Here is a 21,842-nt window from a genome sequence, read left to right as displayed (position 1 = left end):
CTTGATCATAATGAATATTAAAAATATTAAAATAAAAAGTCTTGGACTTGTTCTGGTTGCCTCAGCAGTTTTTGGGCTATCCGGATGTAGTAAATTTTTGGATGTGAACACCAATCCAAATAATCCCGATAAAGCTGATCCTAGTTTGCTTTTGCCTACGGTTGAAGCTTCTATCAGTCAGGTGGTTGGTAACTCGCTTCAAGTTTATGGTAGTATTTGGGCCCAATATTGGACCCAAAGTCCATCTTCTTCCCAGTATAAAACTGTTGATCAATATCAGGTTTCCAATGCAAATACCAATACAGCTTGGGTTGCTTTGTACAGAAACGCGTTGAACAATGCGCAGATGATCATTGACAGCAAAGAGGCTAAAAATGAATATTATAAAGGTATTGCTTATTTGTTAAAAGCATATACATTCCAAGTAGCAACTGATGCTTTTGGTGATGTTCCAGTTGCTGAAGCCTTGACAGGTGCAGAGCATAGAAGCCCCAAATATGATTCACAAGAAGTTGTTTACGACTCTGTATTTAATTTCGTAGATAAAGGGTTGGCATTGTTGAAAATACCTAACGCAAATGCAGTAGGGACTCAGGATATGTTGTTTGGTGGTGATCTAACACAATGGACTGCTTTTGGAAATACACTTAAGCTTAAAGCATATTTGAGATTGAGTGAAAAGAATGCGACTAAAGCAGCTGCTGGTGTGAAGGCGCTTTACGATAGCAAGGCAACTTTCTTGAGTAAAGGAGTATCAATCACTTATACAAGTACTGGTGGAAATGAAAATCCTTTGTATAATGAGATGATTGGCTTAGGCAGAACGCAGAATATCGTAGCGAGTGCAACTGTGGCTAAAGCTTTTAAAAGAAATAACGATCCAAGACTTTACTCTTTCTTTAGCAAATTGCCTAAGCAGGACACAATTGCTTATATTCCGCAAGGATCATTTGAGATTAACTCTGACAAATTAGTTTCTCCTCCATCAGCTCTAGTTGCTGGAAATGCAAATGATTCTCAGTCAGCTTTGGCGCCTGTATGGTTATTCTCAAGTGCGGAATCAAAATTTTTGCAAGCAGAGGCGATTGTAAGGGGTTGGGCTAGTGGAGATGCAACTGCGTTGTTTAATCAAGGCGTAAAAGAAAGTTTCAAAGCTGCTAAATTAACAGATGCGGAATCAAATGTTTATTTGGCTAATGCTGTTGATGCAAAAGACTTCTCGGACAAATCGGCTGCAGCTAAGTTAGAATCAATTATTACACAAAAGTATTATGCCATGTGTGGTAGTCAAGGTTTTGAAGCTTGGTCAGAATGGAGAAGAACGGGATATCCGACTTTCTTTGAGGTTTCTGTAGCTTCTCGTTTGGGAGCTGGACGTTGGCCATTACGTTTGCCATATCCTCAAAATGAAGTGACAAGTAATGGTAACTTTCCTGGTATCAAGTTTTTATATGAGCCAGTTTGGTGGGACGTTAAATAATTTCCCTAATTAGTAATATAGTTTGAAAGCGGCAATTTCGAAAGAAGTTGCCGCTTTTATTTTGGTATTATATTATGGAAAAAGCCGTATTTTCGTCCTTATTAACGCTGGTATATTTTATGAAAAGATCGATTTTAGTTTTAATGGTGCTTGTTTTGATAGGAGCTAATACGCAAGCTTTTTCTTCCAAAGCAAGGGGAAAAGTATTTATTAGCGATACGATAGTGAATTACTTTGATAAATCAGGAAATCCGGTACGAACAAAACTAGCATCTCACTCTTATCAATGTATTGTTCCTGTAGGAGATGAATCGAATGGATTTTTTAATATAGTTAGCTATTATACAGCTACTGATTCCATGAAATCCTTCGCTTATAGCCGTGATAGCTCAGCTGGGGTTTTCGGGTGGAAGTATGTCGGGGAGTCGACAGTATATTATCCAAATGGACAGCTGAAAAGTTTGGAAAAATTCGATACCAATGGTTCAGCTATTGATTCATCTTATTATTACCATCCTACGGGTAAACTGAAAATGTTAGTTACACAAGTGGAATCCGGACAAAATCCATTTACTGGGGTCCCTATAACCAAACCATATTACCTGCTGTATTTGGATTCTTTGGGAAATTATCTTTGAAACGGGGGAATGGATTTATTCGCTTCGATTATGACAATGGTGATTATATTGAAAGTGAGTTAAAAGATAATGAAAGAGAAGGGAAATGGGAGGGCTGGAATAAGGAGAGCCGTTATGAGGAGCACTATTTAGCTGGTATTCTCCAAAGTGGAAAAAGGTTTCGTGCCAATGGCGAATTGATTTCCTACGACTCCGATACAAAGGAATTGGCCCCTATGCCATTTTCTTAAAATGGACCAATTTATGAAAGCTGTTTATCGGCAGATAGACCTGCCAGACAATTTAATTGCTCAATTAAAGTCTTCCATAATTAATTTACGATTTATGGTAAATAAGGATGGTAGACTCAGTAAGTTTTAATATGATCAGGTATTCCTATTAAGATCAGAAGCCAAATCACATCAGCGATTCAGGGTATCGGGCCTTGGAAGCCGGGAAGCTATCTTAAGGCCATAATTATCCCTTATAGATTCTTTTAACATGTGCTACTTCGGGCGGTTAGATTTTTATTTATCATTCAATCTCTATCTCAATATTGTCTTCAATAAATTCTGTGAGGTTGATGAGGCTCATATAGTAGCTGTTAAAAGGTGTGTCTTTAGTATTTGCGAATAGAATGCCACGGGTTGTTCCTGCGCTAATATTCGCAAGATGCTTTGCAAAGCCGCTAGGGATCTCAACACGTTTATCTGATTTTAATAGTTTTTTGAAATCTTTTGCTGTTAGCTCAAAGTAACACACCACTTCTATATTGATAAATGGTTTATCAACAGCCTCTAATAAGTAGTGTATAGCCGAAGCAATGATATTGTTCTCTATATCAACATTGAATCCGACACCGACCTTTTGGTTAATTTGCTCTGAATTAATTCCATCTTCAAAGACAGAGAACTGTTTCTCCTCAATACGAACTAGCTTAAAAGAAAATGACTCATCTTTCTTTTTCATTTTATCGTGCAATAGATTGATTGGTATATGGTGATTTCTGCGTAATTGAAGTCCGCACCCGAAGTTTTATAATCTTTGCAGTCCGTTCATAATGGCTTGAAGGGATAGAGAGAATATCAGCTATTTCTTTGTTTTCTCTTAAAGATTTAATCTCGATCAATTCAATATTCAAACACTCGCTCAGACTATACAGTGTCTCCAAGGTAAAGTTTTCATTTCCTTTCATCCATTTATTGACCAATTGCGGACTAACGCCCATCTGCTGAGCTAATTTCTTTTGAGACCAGCCTAATTGATCCAATTGTCGCAGAATATGCAGTGCTATACGTTGAGAAGCACGCAAGTGTTTTCTTCTCTTTTGCCTCGCTTTTGCACGTTCAATACTGTCAACTTTTTCATCAGAGACTATAGTTAAAAACTTGTCAAAATTTACTTCACTCATCATTACTGTTAATTATTCATTAATAAATTCATAAAAAGCATCTTCATCAAAAATTCCCTGTTCAGACAGATCGTCTTTGAATTTGTTGATTTTAATCAATTCAATACGTGTATGTTCTCTATGTTGCATCAAGTGTTGAAGCGGTAATTTAATGGCTCCTCCAGTAATTACATAGACATTTTCTGATAGTCTAAGCGCATACAATCTCAATACATTTTTTCTTCCCTTACTTCTTAATAAATCAAATTCACCAATTTGATTATTATCCAATGGTTTGAAAAACCCGTCTAATCGCTCTAGATTGTATAGTATATTGTCTTCGATATCTTCGCGATTATCCAGTATATCTTCCGCTAGTTGGTATACATCCAATTTCGGAGGAATGTCTTGTGTGTTTTCTTTTAAAAACTGTACTATATAATCAATATCATTCCACAAATCCATCAATCTATCGTATTCATTATCTTTTTGATCAGCATAATGAATGGCAAATAGTCTACTGGCAAATATATCAACAATTTTCATTAAATAAACTTATAGGTTTATTTCTTTTGATGAATTTTACAAAAGATGAACAAAATAGGGTACTGGTACTTTGTAAAGTGTAATCTATTGGGTCTTCAACCTCTTCACCTCTTCCGCCAAATCAGAAACCACTTTAGTCAAATCCAAAATTGCTTTAGTCTTAACAGCATGATCTTGAACGAGTTTTTCTAGAAGCATCTCTACTTTTCCAAGGCTGTTATAGGTAACATTTGGTTGATTGCTAAGCCCAAACGAATTTTCCGAAACGGTAAATGTGTTGTTGTTTTGGATATTAAATATGGCTTTCTCTTCATTGAAGGCGCGAATAAATTCAACGGTTACACCCAACGCATCCGCTAATTCCTTTAAATTTGGCTCAGAAATAGTCCATGAATTTTCAAACTCAGAAATTCGTCTTTGATCAAATTTACTTTCGCATTTTTGCCCTAAAGCCTCCTGTTTCACACCCATGATTTCACGAATTCTTTTTAGATTTTTTCCTTCGTGTATTTTCTCTTCTTGAAATGCAACGCCCATTTTATAGAATTTTATAAGTTTGGTATTTTACCGGTTTTTTACCATTTTTTTTGAAATAATTGGTTTTTTACCTTTGCATATAAAGATACAAATTATTGTCGATAACAACAGATTTATGATTAGTCTAAAGCTGTTTTTTGCGTAAATAATTTGTCTTTTGTTAATTAAAACAATAGATTTGCTCCATCTCATACAGGTGGATGCACTTATGAGTCTTGTTTATGGAACGTGAGAAATTTCAATTTGGAACAAGGCGATAAGTGGAATCAAACGCCCGTCGGCAATGGCGTGGCGTCCGCTTACCGTTCCAAAGGCTTCTCACGGCCCCATAAGCAGTAGGTTGGATGTCACGCCATTGTTGGTTTCTCTACCTGCTGATAGACTCGTTTTTATAAATAAACGAGTTATGAACAAAAAACAACAATCAAAAAACATCATCACAGCCCCCGAGTAGCTCGGCTGGTTTGGCCAAATAAGATTTGGCTTCTCTTGCTATGAATCGCGTAACGCCAATTATATACCTTGTGACCCCTCATTCAAACGCGGTTTGGCTTCCAGAATGAATTAATTATTACTGAATGTGAACTGAGTAACACCAGCTCCAAAAAAAGCTGATTTCGATCTGAAGGGGCATGCTATGTACTCTCGGTTATGATTTATCTACTGAAAAATGAATAGAATCTTAGCGCTACAATTTGCTTTTGATCGAATGATTTATGATGTCCATAAGGTCGATTATGATCCTATTAAGGATATTGAGGCATTCTGGGATCACTATGCGCTAGAGGCTATTTCTGCTATTGTATTCCAGCTATTGCGCACATATCTTGATGGTGACATAGGAGAAAATAGGCTCAAAAAAGATGAGGAAGTACAAGAATTTGTAGCTGCCTTGTATCGCGTATTGATTGCTTATTGTATCGCCAATCATCACCATATAGATCTGAGTACATTACAGCTGTCTGCAGAAGCAAAAGAACGCATCGGAAAAGAGCTAGAGTTGAGCAGAAAGGTCGCTGAGTTTTTCGGTCGGCTATCGAAGTAACCACTAAAAAAAAATGATGAATACCCTGAAATTAATAGCCTTTTTAAAGGCCTATATAACCTATATATTTCAAGTACCTGTTAAGCACTACTTAAGCACAGATATAGTACTATTTACACATCTGTTGCGCAAGAAAATTAGACAAGGAAAAACGTACTTTAAAGGTACTTTGATCCTGCAAAAAAAGCGATACACGAGCGACTTTCAAAACCTAACACAGATGGAGACTTCTTCGGACTTTTGTCTGCCCAACTTCGCCCTAGCTTCTGCCTTTCATGCTACTGGCATTGAATTTTCATCGGGATTTCATCGGGCTATACCGATCAAAACCCGATGCCGACCCGATGAAAATCCGATGAAATGTAGAAATTTGACGGGTATTGGTCAAATAATGCTCCACTATAGGTCGACACAAGAAACACACAAGCTTGACTATAGCGTGACCCTAGGTTCACCCTTCCTAAGCCCTTGTTATACACAAGAACGACTAAAGCATTGCACAAGCCACACGCAGAAAAATGGAGCTTTTAAGCGTACGAAAGATTTCGAATCGATAGATGGATGGAGATTGAAGCTATTGATTTTAACGTGTTTTAATCTGATCTGTGAGGTTAAAGTAACACGGGCCAGTACTCAGCTTGCTTTGGTGCGTCAAGTCGCTCAGCAGGCTTTAAAATGTTTCTCAATAGGTACAAGTTTTAAGAGCGCATATCGAATGATTTTGACATGGATGTTTTTAAGCCTAGTTTTTCAATCATGTAAATTTTCTTTTAAGGCATTGAAGAGCATCAGAGCTCTAGCTTTATTAGCACTGATGGTTTCTATGTTTAGTTTATCAGCTCAGACGCCCCGCAAGGACAGCGGGGCCGATGGGCTGGATAAAATAAAAGGGCTCCAGGTTGGTGATAGGTTACCGGATAAATTTTGGTCTACTTCGTATCTCGGACTTAAAGATGGTAATACTGCTGAATTTAACTTTCATCAATCAAAAGGGAAATTTATCCTATTGGATTTTTGGGCGACCTGGTGTACTGTCTGTGTTAAGGGATTCCCAAAAATTGATAGCCTACATCGAGCCTTGAAAGACAATGTGGCGATTGTCCTAGTTAATCAAAAAGGCAATAGGGATACCAAAGAAAGTATTGCAGCTTTCTTTGAACGCTATCATAATCGTTTTCCCTACGCAATGGATATGCCTCAGATTTTTCAGGACACTATATTAAATCAATATTTTCAACATCGAAGCATTCCCCATTATGTCCTGATTTCTCCAAAGGGCAGGGTCTTGTCTTTAGGTTCTATTCGCGAATTTAAGGCGATGATAGAAATATTGGATCTTTCTTTTTATAAAAACAGCGAAAAAGCATTAAAAGAAAGGAGAACAAAATGAAGTATATGCTAAAAGTCTTTTGTTATATTCTTATCCTCCTTCATTTTGCCACAGGCCAAACTCGCGAAAGATTATGGAAAGGTAAGATTCTGAATTCCAGTGGCACACCGCTGGCAAATGTAAATGTGGTTTCAAAAAGTAGCTCTGTGCGCTCGGACAATGCCGGGAAATTTACTGTAAAGGCCGGACTAAATGATTCGATACGCTTTTCCCTGATCGGATACCAGCCGGAAACTATAATAGCTCGCGGAAACGATGATAACCTCGTTGTGGTGCTAAAAGAGCTAACAAATCAATTGGCTGAAGTTGAGATCAGTACAGGCTATCAAAGACTAAAGGTCAACCAGATCAATGGCTCTGTAACGGTACTTAAAAAAGATCTACTAGAAAAGCAGGTTGGAATGAATATCCTGGATCGCTTAGAAGGGGTAACAAATGGACTTGTTTTCCAAAAAGGAAAAACCAATCTCAATCCGCAGAATAAACTGGGGATCACCGTACGTGGATATGGTACCATAAACGGTCCACTGGATCCCTTAATCGTATTGGATGAATTTGTCTATGAAGGGGATATCAACAATATCAATCCGAACGATATTGAATCTGTAACAGTACTGAAAGATGCTGAGGCGACTTCGATCTATGGGGCCCGGGGTGGAAATGGAGTGATTGTACTAACTACAAAAAGGTCAAAAATGGATGGAAAGACACGCCTTGATCTAAATTTCAACACCAGTGTTAAGGAAAAGCCTGATCTTTCTCCATTGGCTATAGTGGGCAATAAGGATTATATTGACCTAGAGGAAATGCTGTTTGCTGCTGGCCAGTTTGATAGCCGGCTGAACAGCTGGGATGGGCCACCTGTTTCGCCTATCGTTTATTGGTTGGATAAAAGGCGTAAAAATGAAATCTCGGATGATGTATATCAGTCTCGTAAAGCGTTTTACCTAAAGTCTGACCTGAGGCAGCAGTATCGCAGCTATTTTTATAAACCTGCACAGACGCAGCAATTGGGACTAAATATCTCAGGAGGGGGCGCATCCAATAGCTGGACTCTTGCGCTGGGGCAGGACTGGCAGAAAGATAATTATAGCCGGCCGGCTGCACGTAAAACCATTAGGCTTGCCAATACGATGACCTTGAATAAATGGTTGAACGTTAATGTGTCAGCATCTTATTCCAATAAAAAAAATAGGAATAGCAATATTCCTTCTTATGCTACACTTGCAAGTGTGGGCAACCAGTATGTGGTACCCTATCTGTCTTTGTTTGATGAGAACGGCAGCCCAGCGGCATTTTATGAAAACTATGGAAAAACAGTGCTGGATACAGTAGGAAAAGGACGGTTATTTGACTGGAATTACTATCCCGTCGAGGATTTTAAATACAATACAGAAACGAATACGATCCAAGAATATATCGCAAATATTGGTATCGGTATTAAGCTTTTTTCCGGTGGCATGTTTAAAGCCAATTACCAGCGTCTGCGTCAAGACGGACTGATCGATAACCATTATATGAAAGAAAGTTATTTTGTGCGCGATATGGTGAATACGTTCAGTCAGATCAATGAAACCACAGGAAAGGTAACTTACATCGTACCTTATGGGGATATTTTATGGAAAACAGGCAATAACCAAGAATCTTATGCTTTTAGAAGTCAATTTGATTTTAATAAAAAGGTAGGCCAGCATGCTTTCATTGCGATGGCCGGACTGGAGATGCGGCAAACAAAGGCATGGGGCAATAGCATGGTCTATTATGGTTATCGTGAGGATCCGCTATCCATGGTTCCAGTTGATTTTACAACGAGTTATCTCAAGAAACCTTTCGGAAGTTCGGGTACAATAATGGGAACTCCAAATTTGTCTCCAACCAGACTGAATAGATTTGTGAGTGTTTACGGAAATTTTCATTATACCTGGAAAGATCGTTATATGCTCAGTGGAAATATAAGAAGAGATGGTTCGAATATTTATGGCGTAGCGACGAATGACAAATGGAAGCCGCTTTGGTCTTTAGGCGCGGGCTATGTGCTGTCCAAAGAATCGTTTTTTGAGAAACTTCCTTTAAATTATCTAAAGCTTAAAGCAACATTGGGTTATAGTGGTAATGTTGATTTGAGCCGGTCGGCCTTACCGATTAGCGGTTCGGCGACAAATTCAACCATCAATGGTTCGTTGCCTTATGGAAGGATCGGAACAATCAACAACCCTTCTTTGCGCTGGGAAGAAGTGATGCAACTGAATACGGGACTGGAGTTCGCGCTAAAAGATTTCCCGCTTTCCGGTTCCATAGAATACTATATTAAAAATGGATCCGATCTCTATGGCGAGACCAATTATGATTATACGAGCTGGGGCGCTAGGGGAACGATCATCCAGAATGTAGCGGCAATGAAAGGAAAAGGATTGGATGTACAGCTAAATTATGACCTAAAATCAGGTGTATTGGGATGGCAGTCGTCGCTGATCTATAATTACAATAATAACAAGACAACTGCTTATTACTACCCCAATGACCAAAGTCAGCTCTATCGTATGGTAAATGCTTCTGGCACTCAGATCAATCCGGTTATTGGCTATCCACTGTATGGTCTTGCGGCATTTATCTGGAAAGGCCTTGACGATAACGGAAATCCGCAGGGAGTATGGAATGGGGAAATATCGACGGACTATACTGCAATTAATGAAGGTTCAATAGGAAGTGCGGGGGAGGGTGGTTCAGCCCATTTTATTGGTTCTGCCATACCTGTTCATTATGGTGGCTGGTTGAATACATTTTCCTATAAGAATCTGAGTCTGTCTTTCAATTTGAGTTATCGCATGGGCTATTACTTTCGGAGATCTTCGTTCACTTCAAGTGCTCTTATCAATTATGGAACGGTTCATCCCGATTATTATGATCGTTGGCAGCAAAAAGGAGACCATACCAACGTGCCATCTTTGGAATTTCCATTGACTATGCCCGGGAGGGATGCGTTTTATGGTGCTAGTGAAATCCTTGTTGAAAAGGGCGACCATATCCGACTCCAGTTTATCAACCTGACCTATAATTTGCCTAAAATAAACAGAGGGATCAATAATATACAATTATTTGCCAATGCGGCCAATCTAGGAATTATCTGGCGTGCAAACCGGCGCGGGCTTGATCCAGATAATCCCGAAGCGATTCCTTTGCAGAAAAATTATTCACTTGGCCTTCGTGCCAGCTTTTAACCATTTGCTGTATGAAATTGACGATATATTTTATTTTATGCTGTCTGGTTGCATGTACTTCCTGCAGCCATTACCTTGATCCAAAGAATAGCAATGCCTATCAGGTTCCGGCATCGATACGGGACCTGCAGGAGATACTGGATGATTTTGGCTATATGAATGAGCGAAGAACACCTTCATATGCTGAATCGGCAGCTGATGATTATTTTCTGCTGGACAACAATTATAAGGCTCTTTTACCGGAAATGAAGTTGCTGTACAAATGGGAAGCTTTCGATTATGCATATCCCAATGATTGGTCTTCGGCCTACCTGCCTATATATAATGCCAACTTTTGCCTGGAAATATTGGACAAAATTGAAAGGACCGATGTCAACAGCGGTGACTGGAAAAATGTCTATGGCTCGGCTCATTTTTACAGGGCTTACTATTTACTTCAGTTACTATGGACTTACGCTCCAGCGTTTGATCCGGAGGGAAAGAATGAGGAGAGAGGCATTGTCTTGCGTTTTAAATCTGATTTTAATGTGAAGAGTGAATTTTCTACGGTAGGTGAATGCTATCAGCAAGTATTGAAAGATGCTCAAATGGCCGCGGAAAATTTAGAGGATGTCCCATTGCTGAAATCACGGCCTTCAAAAGCAGGCGCATATGCACTATTAGCCCGGGCTTACCTGTCCATGGGCCTTTACGAACAAGCAGGAAATGCCGCCGACGAATCGTTGAAGCTGTTCAATGAGCTAATGGATTATAATCAGCCTGAAGACGGAATAAAGATTAGCGCTTCGGTGCCCTTTTCGAAGTTTACTAAGGAAACGATCTTTTATTCTGAAATGGGTCAAAAGTTTCAGAACTATATCCCAACGCGCGCTTTAGTCGATTCTAATTTAATGAATAGCTATGACAGTGCCGATCTGAGACGGATAGCTTTTTTTAGTGCTTCGGGCAAGTATTTTAAATTTAAAGGAACTTATTCCCATTCCATACAGTGGATGTTTTCTGGGTTAACAACGGCAGAGATGCTTCTGATACGCGCGGAAAGCAATGCCCGGAAAGGTACTTTGAAAGCGAGCATGCAGGATGTTAATCTCCTGCTAAAAAATCGGTGGGATCGTACGAAGGTATTTGTGCCAAAAGCAGCACAGGATAACAACGAAGCTTTGGGGATTGTATTGCTGGAAAGACGAAAAGAACTGTTGATGAGGGGAATTCGTTTATCAGATATTAAACGCTTGAACCTCGAAGGAACAGCCATTAAAATGGTTCGTATGATAGAAGGAGAGCGGGTGGAGCTTAGTCCGAATTCATCAAAGCTAATTTTAAATACTCCTACAGACTTAGATGTTTTTCTAAGATAAGAACTGAATCAATCCAATGTATCATTGTGCTGAAAGCCCATAGCCGAAATTAGGGGCTATGGGCTTTTCGATTTATGGATCCAAAGGTTTGTTCAATGGATCATTGTACTGCGGTGTGGACGCCGAAGAAGGAGACACACCATAGTTGTTGGTGCTGTGCTGAAATGTCTCGATCGTTACTTTGGAAGGATCGATATTATTTCCACTATTCATCGTGCTGGCAGATGGTACAGCAATTGAACAAGCGACATCTTGGTCTTCCGAATCTGAGCAGCTAGTAGAACTCCTCTGCCAATTTGCAGTATTTTTCACGTTTGTATCCGAATAGGGAGCTGGGGAACCAGCTGGCGGAACATACGTAAATATTAAGTCAGTATCTTTATTTTCGTTATTTAGTTTAATTACTTTAAAAGAACTGAATCCAATTATTGCAGCTCCGGCTAACATCACCGTTGCATGCTTTTTGATGAAAGATATTGCTTTCATACCGAGGCCTTTTTTATAAGAGCAAAAAAAGTTTACCTCCACAAAAAACTCAATTTTTTTATTGATGACTGATACCTTGCTTTAACGAGGTGTTTCAGTCTGTTTTATACCTCGGGATCGATTTTTACGGGCTGTCCATCACGTGTCATAATTTATTTCTATACCGGCTAAGCCGGGAATAGTGCAAATTTTCGCGGAAAGTGTTTTTGAGAAGTGTGACAAAGACAAAGTATGACAATACCTAAAGGAATGGGCGGTGTAAAGGTAAAGCCAATTGATAGATCCTTTTTCTCGTAGCTTTCCATGGGGCTGGTTGGGCCAGTCAAGTACCATCCCAATATGGATAACGTAAAAAGGACCATATTTACCACCAAATGCCATTCCCACGACAAACTTTCAAATACGGATGCGCAGCCACACGGTTTCTGCGGATATAGATTGAGTAGTCCCAATGCAATATAGACACTGAAAGAGGATAATAAAGCTATAGATAGCAGTAATCCTATTTTTTTATACCGACCGGCTAAAAGGATTCCGGTAGCGAGCTCAATAGCAGGAAGTGTCAAAGAAAGAGGTTTTGCCCAGCTGCTTGGTAACGGTTGCCGGAGAAGAGCAGCTTGGAATGCGCTGGGTTCCATGAGCTTGTCTATAGCTACATAGATCCAAAAGACCATAAATCCGATTCGGATGCTTTCCATTGCGATATGTGCCGTTCTTGCGTTCATTTTTTTTTGTTAATGTCTTTTCTAATCTATAAAAGAAGCATAAGAGTATCTGGTTGAATTTTGAATTCAACTATTTGTAAATCAGTGTATTGTATATTGTTTTTCTTGGTTTGTTATATAGCTTTTACTATCTTTGTTTTATTACTGATTTAAAATCTAATCTTCTAATTCTTCTATATACTACTAGCAATAAAGGCTAGTTCGTACCTGCTAATACGCTGTATTTTTTATAAGTATCTGATTTTTAAGTTTATAATTTCATCAATATGATATTAGAGAGGATAGACGAATGGCAAAAGAAACAAATACGTACGATCGTTACTTTTTTCAATTATTAGACTCACAGCCTAATGCAGCGCTTGAGCAGATTTTTGCGCATTATGGCGGGAGTCTGGAAAAGTATATCCGTCGGTTTATTTATGATGATGACGATCTAGTCAAGGATGTATTGAATGAGACATTAATCGTAATCTGGGAAAAAAGGCAATTGGTCGCGAAGCTGGAAGCACCTGTATATTGGATGCAACGCGTAGCGAAAAATAAAGCTCTTTATTACATTAGAGATGAGGCAAAATATAATAAGATTTCGCTCGGTAATGGCCTGGACATGGCTAGTGGTCAATGCGCAGACGATAGATTTGCCTATAACGAACTTGAGATGCTGATCTTGGAGGCTTGTGAGGAATTACCTCCCCAGGATCGGGAGCTTGTCATTAAATCGAAGTTTGAGGGTAGGAGTAACAAGGAATTAATGGCAACCTATGGAATGGCAGAACAGATGGTGAAAAATAAATTGTCTAGGGCACTGAAGGTGATCCGAAAAAAGTTGAAAGATCTTATGGGCTTATTTGTTTAATACAAGGTGAAATGATTTACAACAGAACATATGTAAAAGAACTGATCAGGAAGCGTATGGACGCGAGTATCAGTTTTACAGAATCCGATCAATTAGAAGCAGCGGAGAAAATTTTTAGTGAAGAGGAATTTGATGCAATGATTGCCGAGGTGATCCAAGAAATGTCTACTAATCGGTCAAACGAATTATCCATCGAGTGGCGGCCTGATTTTGAACAGATCCAGGCTGTGGGAGATCGGTTAGCTAGGAAAAAGAAACGGCAATTATGGTGGTGGTGTGCTGCAGCAGCAGTTTTATTTCTTTTGCTACCGGCTGTAATTTTCATGTTAAAACACAGGGATTATAGGGCTGAAATCGATCTGGAATGTGCTAGTATGTCCTCTGGTACGGAAATACCATTGTCTGAATCTGCAGGTACAATAATGCTTGCTGATTCATTTATCATTCGATTGGATACGAATGCAACCGGAGTATTGCTTGATTTAAACGGTATTTCGCTCGCCAAGACCGCCGAGGGGGGATTGGAATTTGATAAATCATCCAGTGGGCGGGAAGTAAATGCAAACGAGACGGATATCGTGATCAGAACAGCTGCTCGTCAGCAATGTGTTATAGAATTCTCTTACGGTATGCGGGTCCGGCTAAATGCCCAATCAACCCTTCGTTATCCGTTGACGCAAGGAGGAGATAGTACACATCTGTTTATCGAGGGCGAGGCGCTTATAGACATACCTAGCCAACTGTTTGGGGGTGTGATGGTAATTCAAACTAGCAATGGAAAAATTTTGAGTGATTACGGAAGATTTGAATTAGCATCTTATGCCCAGTTTACGCGAGCAACGGTATCACATGGAGAAGTTTTAGTTTCTGATTGCAGATCAAACAAAAGGCAGGTGCTTCAATGTTTGGATGAAGCTGTGGTTATAAAGTCCTATTTACCGAAGGGTGAAAAAGTACGACAGGATAGTCTATTTTATTTAACGAATGGGGATTTCGAACAAGCTTCACAATGGGCGAATGCCGTACGTGAATACAAAGATGTCCCACTGACAGAATTTGTCTGGCAGATGAGCCGCTGGCATGGATTTACGGTCAAAAATATGAAATGCATACCGAATAAGCTCATAAGTACGACTGTGTGCTACAGGACCAACAGGGAAAAAGTTTATGCTGTGATACGCGATGCTGGCGTGTTGATGTATGAGAAAAAAGGGATGATAAGTTTTTGCCCTGAAGATCATAAGGAAAGTCGTACAGCGATGAAATGAAAATTTCCTTATCTATAAGTCTGAAGCGAACAGATGAATAGAGCGTTTGAGATCATTCATTTAAAGGTCGGATTTACCGCCAGTGGAAAATATACTATTATAAATAAATAGAATTTGATGAAAGATAAGTGAATGGATAACATGGTTCGAGGGGAAATACAAATAAATATGTTTGTTTAAACAATGTTACTTTAATTAATATCGCATCAAAAATAATAACCTGTTTATCAGATGTTTGTGATTTATTGTGAAATAAATGTTATCACAAAGTTATGCTTGCATTGCAAAAGTTAAAAAAAGTTATAAATTTGTATTTAACATTTTTTAACAGCTGACATTGTTGACTTAAAAGATGTATGACTAACTAACATCGCATATAATAATTATTGAGAAGTAAAAAATTCGCTAGCCAAGGTGCTGTATTGCCAAGAATTTAAATAAACATACTTAATTAAACATAAACATATGAAACACAAACTACTCAGTTTTTTATTGGGTGGTGCTATCCTCACTTCGGTAGCATTCGCCCAAGAAAAGAAGGTTAGTGGACGAGTGACAGGTACAAATGGCGAGGGGTTGCCAGGCGTTACTATTGTTATTCAAGGTACTAACCAAGCCACACAAACCGATGCAAACGGTAACTATTCCATTAATGTTCCTACTGGAAAAATTTTAGTCTTTCGTTCTGTAGGCTATTCAGACAAAACAATTACAGTTGCACAAGGTTCCAGTTTGTATAATATACAACTTAGTGACAATGAGTCTGTTTTGGATGAAGTCGTTGTGACTGGTGCGGGGTTAACTGCTAGTCGTCGTTCAGTTGGGGTTGCCCAAACCACAATTAAATCGGAAGATTTATTAAAAGCGAAACCTTCCAATGTAGTAACTGGTCTGACAGGTAAAGTAGCAGGTTTATTGGTGCAAGGTGTAACCTCGGGTGTTAACCCTAATTTTAGGGTTATGCTACGTGGTATGCGTTCATTGACAGGGAATAATGAAGCCCTCATCGTTGTTGATAACGTTATTGTACCTTCTTCGATCTTGGGTAACTTAAATCCTGATGATATAGAGGATGTTACTATACTAAACGGAGCGAATGCCGCAGCATTATATGGATCGCAAGCGGCCAATGGTGCTTTAATCGTAACAACCAAAAAGGGTAAAGGTAGTAATGGATTCCAGATCGATCTTGAAAATACAACAACATTTGAATCAGTAAACTTCTTGCCCAAAATGCAGAAGCAATTTGGGTCAGGCGCAGATAATGATTTGCAGTTATACACTCCTTATGAAAATCAACAATATGGTCCAGCCTTTGATGGCATCATCAGACCTATTGGTAATCCTCTTGAGGATGGAAGTATACAAGAAATCCCATATTCTTGGGCAGGCAAAAAAGGGAAAGATGGTTTTTGGGATACAGGAGTTACCAATATGACCAACTTGTCGATGTCTTCCCAGAGTGAAAACAGTTCATTACGGTTTTCTGGACAGTATTTGACTTCAACAGGTACTATTCCTGGTGATAAGTACAATAGAGCTTCGGCAAGACTTTCGGGTACACGTAAATTGTTGGAAGGACTTGATTTGACGTACTCAACTTATTATGCTCAAAATCGGTATAATACAACTTCTGCTGCAGCAAATATATACGAGCGTGTTTTAAATACACCTGGTCAAATTCCTTTGACAGACTATTCGGATTGGAGAAATAATCCATTTGCTTCTCCTGATGGTTATTTTAATGCCTATTATAATAACCCATATTTTATGGCAGATAATTATCGCAGCCGAACCAGAAATGACTATTTTATTGGTAATTTGGAGTTGAAATATAAACCATTAGAATGGTTTGATGTTTTAGGTCGTGTTGGTGTAACAACAGCTAATCAATCGTTTAAAAATACAACAGGAGTATATACATTCTCAGATTTTACAAAATCGTGGGCTGGATCATCAACCTACAAGTATCAAAACATTTTAGGTGCAGTAGGTGATGGATTTAATTATTCCACTCGAATTGTTTCTGACTTTAATGCGCACGCTTTTCACAAAAGTGGGGATTTTAAATTTGATTATACTGCACTATTCCAGTTTATACAAAATGAATATTCAGGGATGTCAGCAGATGTGTCTGGCTTAGCGGTTCCCGAAGTGTATAATTTAGGAAATAGTACGAATAACCCCACTGCAGGTCAAGCTTCTTATCTAGCACGTACATTCGGTTTAACAGGAAAAATAGATGTTGCTTATAAAGATTATTTATTCCTTACAGTAACTGGACGTAAGGACTGGGTTTCTATCCTAGACCCAAGTAATCGTTCGTTCTTCTATCCTTCCGCAGCATTATCTTTTATTCCGACAGACGCTTTTGAAGGCTTGAAAGATTTTCAGGCATTAGATTTCTTAAAAATCAGAGGATCTTGGTCTAAAGTCGGACAGGTAAATTTAGGGTCATCTACGAATTTTGGAGCATATCGTCTATTGCCAACGTTTTCTCAGGGATCGGGATATCCATATGATGGCATTGGAGGTCATACAGTTGGAAATCAATTGGTTCAGGATGGTTTGAAGCCGGAAATGACGCGTTCATTTGAAGTCGGTTTCGAATCAGCATGGGCAAAAAGACGCATTAATTGGGATTTTACTTACTATGACAACCGTACAACCGATAACGTCGTGCCAACAGGTATTTCAACAGCAACAGGTTTCTCTTCTTATCTCATAAATGCCGGAACGACTAGAGGAAAAGGTATCGAGACTAAACTAAACGTGATACCGATCCGTACTGATAATTGGGAATTGAGTTTAGGTGGAAATTATGCTTATTATAATAATAAAGTCGAATCTATTGCGGAAGATCTCGAAGTACTACAATTAGGTGCTTATGGTAGTGGTGCAGGCTCTTATGCCGTAGAGGGGCAAGATTTCCCGGTGTTAAGAGGGACGTATTACAAACGTGATGATTTAGGACGTATTATCGTTAATCCTGTTACGGGATATCCATCATCTGACGGCACGCTTAAAATATTGGGTAAAGCAATGCCTACACATACGATCGGACTGAATTTGGACTTGACTTGGAAAGATTTGTCATTCCATACGCAAGCTGAATATCGTACAGGAAATTATATCTACAATGCTGGGGGAAGTACCTTTGACTTCTCTGGAGCAGGTTATAATACTGGAGTCTACAACAGGGATCGTTTTATTATTCCTAATTCTTCCTATTGGGATGAAGCGTCGCAATCGTATGTGGAGAATACAAATATTACAGTTCGTGACGGTGGCCCCGGATATTGGTCTATTGCAGGACCACGTACGGGTATTCATGAAACTTATGTGACTTCTGCAGCATTTTGGAAAATTCGTGAAATGTCTTTGAGTTACCGTATTCCTAAGTCATTTTTGGCTGGTCAAAATGTAATCAAAGGAGCACGTGTAAGTGTACAAGGACGTAACTTATTTATCTGGACGCCTGCGACAAATGTATATACCGATCCGGAGTACTCTGATGGAAATGGCTCATCAAATGGTAATGCTATTGGTTTGACCAATTTAGGACAAACACCCCCATCTCGGTATATTGGTTTTTCTGTTAACTTAACCCTATAATCAGACTTTACAATGAAAAGAAATAAATTTTTACTATACGCATGCCTGGGATTGAGCTTAGCATCATGTTCCAAGGCTCTTGATATAAACGATAATCCCAATGATCCAACGGAATCAACACCACAACTTGTTTTTCCTCAGGCACTGGTGGCGACTGCACGTCTTGTATCTCCTTTTAATAGTTATGGTACTCAACTTGTGGGCTACCGCGCGAATGGTGGTGGGGTTTCTGGATGGGGATCCATCATTTCTTATAATTTTACGACAACAGATTTTAATAGCCTATGGTCAACAAGTTATGATGTTTTAAATGATCTGCAGTATGTAGAAAACACTGCAAAACCCCAAGGTCAGATGGATTTGTATTTTGCAGCAAAGTTGCTGAAGGTCTACAATTACATGAATTTAGTAGATACTTACAATGATATTCCCTATTCACAAGCCTTAAAAGGAAAAGCAAGTCTTACACCAACTTATGACAAAGCCACAGATATCTATAAAGATTTGGGGACGCAATTGGATAGTGTGGTAGCTTATTTTAAGACAAGCACATCTTCAACATTGTTTGAAAATACTGATTTTTTGTATGAAGGTGATGGGAAAAAGTGGGCTCAATTAGGTAATACATTGAAATTGAAAATGTTGTTGCGAGCTAAAGATAAAGTGCAGTTCGCTAAAACAGCATTAGATGATGTTGGATTTGTTACTTCTGATGTCATTGTAAATCCGGGCTTTGTAAAAAACGATGGAAAACAAAATCCAATGTGGAATTCATGGGCTTATCTATATGATGGAGCAGCTGTCGGAGCAGCTAGTCAATATGCGCCTACGCCATATATTATGACCTTCTACAATGGTACTAAAATAGCTGATGCTGCACGTGCTAATCTTGTTTACAAATCTGGGGTATCCACGGCTGTAAATCAATTAGGATATCAATTGAGTGATGCGGGACGTGGTGCGGCACCAAGCTCTTGGCATCTAGGAAATGGTAAAGGTATTCTGAAAGGACCTGCTGCAGGTCAACCAATCCTATTGGCATCGGAAAGCTATTTTTTACAAGCCGAAGCTGCTTTGAATGGTGTGATCTCGGGAGCAGTAAATACATTATTTGAGCAGGGCATTAAAGAATCATATAATTATTTAAATAGAAATGAAGCAGATGCAACCACTGTAACTGCTGATGATTTGACAACTTATTTGAATACTTATAAATCAAGGAATTCGCAATCCTACTTGGTAAATATTGCGAGTGCTAGCAGTACGGAAGAAAAGCTTGAAGCTATTATTACTCAAAAATATATTGCGTTGAATTTCTTGTTTGGACATGAGGCTTGGAATGAATATCGTCGTACGGGTTATCCTTCTCTTATTGATCCTGTGACAAAAACATATTATCCAAACAATACGGCGAACAGAAATAATACATTTGTATCAATTACGTCTGAAGCCAACGCTGCCGATAAATTGCCAGCGCGTGTCATGTATCCAAACACAGAATTCAACTACAATAGTGGAAATGTCCCTGATGTTGATAAGTATACAACAAAGATTTTTTGGGCTAAATAAATTTAACAGAATATGAAAAAAATATTAAAATATATTTCTTTGGCAATCGCAATCCCGGTTTTAGCGACTTCCTGCTTGAAGGATGATGCGATTATTGGACCTGATGCCCCTGGAGCGATTAATAATGTCATAGAATGGAAGAATATCTCTACTATTACTTCCTCAACCACCTCTCCTTATGCGGTTTTTGTTCCTGCTACATTAGATCCGGAAAAACCTGAAATAACAATAAACGCTTATGTACGTTATGCTGGAGTCGAAGCAGCTCCTAGTGACATCGAGGTTAAACTATCCATCGACCCAACTATCGTTGCGACATACAATAAATCACAGAGTGGAACCCTTAATGCATTATCCGCAAATGCGTTTGAAATTCCTACTTCAGTTGTGATAAAGGGTGGCGAAAGAGAAGCATTGGTACCAATTAAATTACATGTTGACAAATTTGATCAATCGAAAGAGAATGTTTTACCTTTGGTTATTTCTTCTACTTCGTCGAATACGCCGGTTAGTGGCAACTTTGGTGCGGTGATTTATAGTTTTCCAGTGAAGAGTATTTGGGAAGGTACATATACCTATACTATTCACAATGATTATGGTTCGATTGACGGTAGCATTGGTGGAACTTTTACAGAAGAAGATGTTAAGTTGACTACTGTGGGACCAAATAAATTGAATGTTCAATATTTATGGCGCACTTATGGTGGTTATACACAATATCAATTTAACGGCGATAATACTTCTATCACTTCGATCACAGCATTTTCAGGGTCTGCTCGACCAACAGTTATTGACAAGGTTGTTGTAGTAGATGAGGAAAAAAGGATTTTTGAAGTAAATTGGACGTGCTTAGGTAGAGGTGTAAGAGAAAGATTTGTTAGAACTGGCGACTAGAATCTGTGCTTTAACTGCTTTTGTTTTGGATGGTTGCCTATAAGGTGGAATCCGGAACAAAAGCAGTTCTCATATAAACTCAATCGATTATGAAATTATCTTTGTTAACTTTATTAGTGAGCTTTGGCTTTGCTTCGGTATGCCAAGGTCAGAGTCAAGAAGCTGCACCCAAAATTGGATACGACAATTTGATAAAGGATTTAAGTAAAAATCTTGTATTGACAACATCCGAAATTGATAAGAATATTTCCGGAGATGTGATCGTTGAATTCCGAGTAAATGAAAATGGCAAGATAGATTCGGCGGATATTGTTAAGGATCTTGGCGACCAAATAGCATTGCGTTTGATACGCATTTTGAAAGTTTCAGGAGATTGGACACCTGCAGTTAAGGATAATAAAGAAGTGGCCTCTTGGGTTAGGTTGCCTTACCATGTTCTTTCGTCAAAAGAAATTGCAGATAGCCAAGATCATATTGCAATCCCGGAGAAAGGAATGAAAGCTTTTAATGAAAAATTTTCTAACACTTTTGAATATCCGAAAGAAGCTTTAAATGCTGGGGTAAAAGGAACGTTTAATTTGCGATTTACCGTAGATACAAAGGGAGTGATTTCCAATGTAGCTTTTGAAAATGATCCCGGTTATAAGGTTCTAGAAAATGCAAAAAGAGCACTTTTAAGGTCTGGGAAATGGACTCCAGCGAAGGAAAAAGGTGTATATGTGGTTTCTGAAGTAGTTTATCCTTTGTCTCTTGATTTCAAATCGTATAGGGGGCATTTGTAAAATACTATAGATTACTACAATAGAAACCACTTTAGGCAAGATGTCCCTAAAGTGGTTTCTATTGTA

General features: G+C 38.8%; 19 protein-coding genes. 13 read left to right on the top strand and 6 right to left on the bottom strand.

Annotated elements, in window-relative coordinates:
• The first annotated feature begins 10 nt into the window (after nucleotides 1-10).
• From B2X72_RS06140 to B2X72_RS06130, 3 genes are all read left to right on the top strand, one after another.
• Nucleotides 11-1,480: a SusD/RagB family nutrient-binding outer membrane lipoprotein gene (locus B2X72_RS06140; RefSeq protein ID WP_286848624.1), complete on the top strand. Its 1,470-nt coding sequence runs from the start codon at nucleotides 11-13 to the stop codon at nucleotides 1,478-1,480.
• Nucleotides 1,481-1,599: 119 nt separating this feature from the next.
• Nucleotides 1,600-2,118, top strand: a complete 519-nt coding sequence (locus tag B2X72_RS06135) for a hypothetical protein (protein WP_286848622.1) — start codon at nucleotides 1,600-1,602, stop codon at nucleotides 2,116-2,118.
• Nucleotides 2,115-2,348 carry a hypothetical protein gene (locus B2X72_RS06130; RefSeq protein WP_286848621.1) on the top strand — a complete coding sequence of 78 codons (234 nt, stop codon included), beginning with the start codon at nucleotides 2,115-2,117 and terminating at the stop codon, nucleotides 2,346-2,348. Before B2X72_RS06135 ends, B2X72_RS06130 begins: the two co-directional genes overlap by 4 nt.
• 283 nt (nucleotides 2,349-2,631) lie before the next feature.
• Here B2X72_RS06130 and B2X72_RS06125 read toward each other — a convergent pair whose 3' ends face one another.
• The 4 genes from B2X72_RS06125 to B2X72_RS06110 form a co-directional block, all read right to left on the bottom strand.
• A complete protein-coding gene (locus B2X72_RS06125; protein ID WP_070565089.1) occupies nucleotides 2,632-3,066 on the bottom strand; it encodes a hypothetical protein in 435 nt (144 codons plus the stop codon).
• Between the two features lies 1 nt (nucleotide 3,067).
• Nucleotides 3,068-3,511, bottom strand: a complete 444-nt coding sequence (locus B2X72_RS06120) for a helix-turn-helix domain-containing protein (protein ID WP_286848620.1) — start codon at nucleotides 3,509-3,511, stop codon at nucleotides 3,068-3,070.
• Nucleotides 3,512-3,520: 9 nt separating this feature from the next.
• Nucleotides 3,521-4,033 carry a hypothetical protein gene (locus B2X72_RS06115; RefSeq protein WP_286848619.1) on the bottom strand — a complete coding sequence of 171 codons (513 nt, stop codon included), beginning with the start codon at nucleotides 4,031-4,033 and terminating at the stop codon, nucleotides 3,521-3,523.
• Between the two features lie 84 nt (nucleotides 4,034-4,117).
• Nucleotides 4,118-4,570, bottom strand: a complete 453-nt coding sequence (locus B2X72_RS06110) for a helix-turn-helix domain-containing protein (protein WP_286848615.1) — start codon at nucleotides 4,568-4,570, stop codon at nucleotides 4,118-4,120.
• 670 nt (nucleotides 4,571-5,240) lie between these two features.
• Between B2X72_RS06110 and B2X72_RS06105 the strand changes: the two genes are divergently transcribed.
• Genes B2X72_RS06105 through B2X72_RS06090 form a run of 4 tightly spaced genes read left to right on the top strand, consistent with a single transcriptional unit; the run spans nucleotide 5,241 to nucleotide 11,581 of the window.
• On the top strand, nucleotides 5,241-5,615 hold the full coding sequence (locus B2X72_RS06105; protein ID WP_286848614.1) for a hypothetical protein: 375 nt from the start codon (nucleotides 5,241-5,243) through the stop codon (nucleotides 5,613-5,615).
• 13 nt (nucleotides 5,616-5,628) lie between these two features.
• On the top strand, nucleotides 5,629-7,005 hold the full coding sequence (locus B2X72_RS06100; protein ID WP_286848612.1) for a TlpA family protein disulfide reductase: 1,377 nt from the start codon (nucleotides 5,629-5,631) through the stop codon (nucleotides 7,003-7,005).
• Nucleotides 7,006-7,010: 5 nt separating this feature from the next.
• Nucleotides 7,011-10,223, top strand: a complete 3,213-nt coding sequence (locus tag B2X72_RS06095) for a SusC/RagA family TonB-linked outer membrane protein (protein ID WP_286848610.1) — start codon at nucleotides 7,011-7,013, stop codon at nucleotides 10,221-10,223.
• Nucleotides 10,224-10,234: 11 nt separating this feature from the next.
• Complete coding sequence (locus tag B2X72_RS06090) at nucleotides 10,235-11,581, top strand: RagB/SusD family nutrient uptake outer membrane protein (protein WP_286848608.1); 1,347 nt, start codon at nucleotides 10,235-10,237, stop codon at nucleotides 11,579-11,581.
• 72 nt (nucleotides 11,582-11,653) lie between these two features.
• Here the strand turns inward: B2X72_RS06090 and B2X72_RS06085 are convergent, their stop codons facing one another.
• Both B2X72_RS06085 and B2X72_RS06080 read right to left on the bottom strand, forming a co-directional pair.
• Nucleotides 11,654-12,067: a hypothetical protein gene (locus B2X72_RS06085; protein ID WP_286848606.1), complete on the bottom strand. Its 414-nt coding sequence runs from the start codon at nucleotides 12,065-12,067 to the stop codon at nucleotides 11,654-11,656.
• Nucleotides 12,068-12,234: 167 nt separating this feature from the next.
• Entirely contained in the window at nucleotides 12,235-12,792 is a 558-nt protein-coding gene (locus B2X72_RS06080) for a MauE/DoxX family redox-associated membrane protein (protein WP_088160464.1), read from the bottom strand.
• A gap of 289 nt (nucleotides 12,793-13,081) precedes the next feature.
• Between B2X72_RS06080 and B2X72_RS06075 the strand changes: the two genes are divergently transcribed.
• The 6 genes from B2X72_RS06075 to B2X72_RS06050 all read left to right on the top strand — a co-directional run bounded on the left by B2X72_RS06075 (nucleotide 13,082) and on the right by B2X72_RS06050 (nucleotide 21,776).
• On the top strand, nucleotides 13,082-13,648 hold the full coding sequence (locus B2X72_RS06075; protein WP_286848603.1) for an RNA polymerase sigma factor: 567 nt from the start codon (nucleotides 13,082-13,084) through the stop codon (nucleotides 13,646-13,648).
• A gap of 11 nt (nucleotides 13,649-13,659) precedes the next feature.
• Nucleotides 13,660-14,916: a FecR family protein gene (locus B2X72_RS06070; protein WP_286848601.1), complete on the top strand. Its 1,257-nt coding sequence runs from the start codon at nucleotides 13,660-13,662 to the stop codon at nucleotides 14,914-14,916.
• Nucleotides 14,917-15,381: 465 nt separating this feature from the next.
• Nucleotides 15,382-18,531, top strand: a complete 3,150-nt coding sequence (locus B2X72_RS06065; RefSeq protein ID WP_286848599.1) for a SusC/RagA family TonB-linked outer membrane protein — start codon at nucleotides 15,382-15,384, stop codon at nucleotides 18,529-18,531.
• 12 nt (nucleotides 18,532-18,543) lie between these two features.
• Nucleotides 18,544-20,100, top strand: coding sequence for a SusD/RagB family nutrient-binding outer membrane lipoprotein (locus B2X72_RS06060; RefSeq protein WP_286848596.1), 1,557 nt, complete (start codon nucleotides 18,544-18,546; stop codon nucleotides 20,098-20,100).
• A gap of 12 nt (nucleotides 20,101-20,112) precedes the next feature.
• On the top strand, nucleotides 20,113-20,994 hold the full coding sequence (locus B2X72_RS06055; protein ID WP_286848594.1) for a DUF1735 domain-containing protein: 882 nt from the start codon (nucleotides 20,113-20,115) through the stop codon (nucleotides 20,992-20,994).
• A gap of 89 nt (nucleotides 20,995-21,083) precedes the next feature.
• Complete coding sequence (locus B2X72_RS06050; protein ID WP_286848593.1) at nucleotides 21,084-21,776, top strand: TonB family protein; 693 nt, start codon at nucleotides 21,084-21,086, stop codon at nucleotides 21,774-21,776.
• Nucleotides 21,777-21,842: the final 66 nt, after the last annotated feature.

Origin of the sequence: Sphingobacterium sp. UBA7253 (genome assembly GCF_002472745.1) — a bacterium.
In the GTDB taxonomy this organism is placed as follows: Bacteria; Bacteroidota; Bacteroidia; order Sphingobacteriales; family Sphingobacteriaceae; genus Sphingobacterium; species Sphingobacterium siyangense.
Note: the sequence above shows the minus strand (reverse complement) of the source record. Positions and strands in the feature narration are given on the sequence as shown.

Coding starts and splice junctions, on each gene's coding strand:
- B2X72_RS06095 (WP_286848610.1), top strand. CDS start 7,011: ATGCTAAAAGTCTTTTGTTATATTCTTATCCTCCTTCATTTTGCCACA.
- B2X72_RS06100 (WP_286848612.1), top strand. CDS start 5,629: ATGATGAATACCCTGAAATTAATAGCCTTTTTAAAGGCCTATATAACC.
- B2X72_RS06125 (WP_070565089.1), bottom strand. CDS start 3,066: ATGAAAAAGAAAGATGAGTCATTTTCTTTTAAGCTAGTTCGTATTGAG.
- B2X72_RS06105 (WP_286848614.1), top strand. CDS start 5,241: ATGAATAGAATCTTAGCGCTACAATTTGCTTTTGATCGAATGATTTAT.
- B2X72_RS06120 (WP_286848620.1), bottom strand. CDS start 3,511: ATGATGAGTGAAGTAAATTTTGACAAGTTTTTAACTATAGTCTCTGAT.
- B2X72_RS06060 (WP_286848596.1), top strand. CDS start 18,544: ATGAAAAGAAATAAATTTTTACTATACGCATGCCTGGGATTGAGCTTA.
- B2X72_RS06135 (WP_286848622.1), top strand. CDS start 1,600: ATGAAAAGATCGATTTTAGTTTTAATGGTGCTTGTTTTGATAGGAGCT.
- B2X72_RS06065 (WP_286848599.1), top strand. CDS start 15,382: ATGAAACACAAACTACTCAGTTTTTTATTGGGTGGTGCTATCCTCACT.
- B2X72_RS06050 (WP_286848593.1), top strand. CDS start 21,084: ATGAAATTATCTTTGTTAACTTTATTAGTGAGCTTTGGCTTTGCTTCG.
- B2X72_RS06080 (WP_088160464.1), bottom strand. CDS start 12,792: ATGAACGCAAGAACGGCACATATCGCAATGGAAAGCATCCGAATCGGA.
- B2X72_RS06075 (WP_286848603.1), top strand. CDS start 13,082: ATGGCAAAAGAAACAAATACGTACGATCGTTACTTTTTTCAATTATTA.
- B2X72_RS06070 (WP_286848601.1), top strand. CDS start 13,660: ATGATTTACAACAGAACATATGTAAAAGAACTGATCAGGAAGCGTATG.
- B2X72_RS06115 (WP_286848619.1), bottom strand. CDS start 4,033: ATGAAAATTGTTGATATATTTGCCAGTAGACTATTTGCCATTCATTAT.
- B2X72_RS06090 (WP_286848608.1), top strand. CDS start 10,235: ATGAAATTGACGATATATTTTATTTTATGCTGTCTGGTTGCATGTACT.
- B2X72_RS06140 (WP_286848624.1), top strand. CDS start 11: ATGAATATTAAAAATATTAAAATAAAAAGTCTTGGACTTGTTCTGGTT.
- B2X72_RS06085 (WP_286848606.1), bottom strand. CDS start 12,067: ATGAAAGCAATATCTTTCATCAAAAAGCATGCAACGGTGATGTTAGCC.
- B2X72_RS06110 (WP_286848615.1), bottom strand. CDS start 4,570: ATGGGCGTTGCATTTCAAGAAGAGAAAATACACGAAGGAAAAAATCTA.
- B2X72_RS06055 (WP_286848594.1), top strand. CDS start 20,113: ATGAAAAAAATATTAAAATATATTTCTTTGGCAATCGCAATCCCGGTT.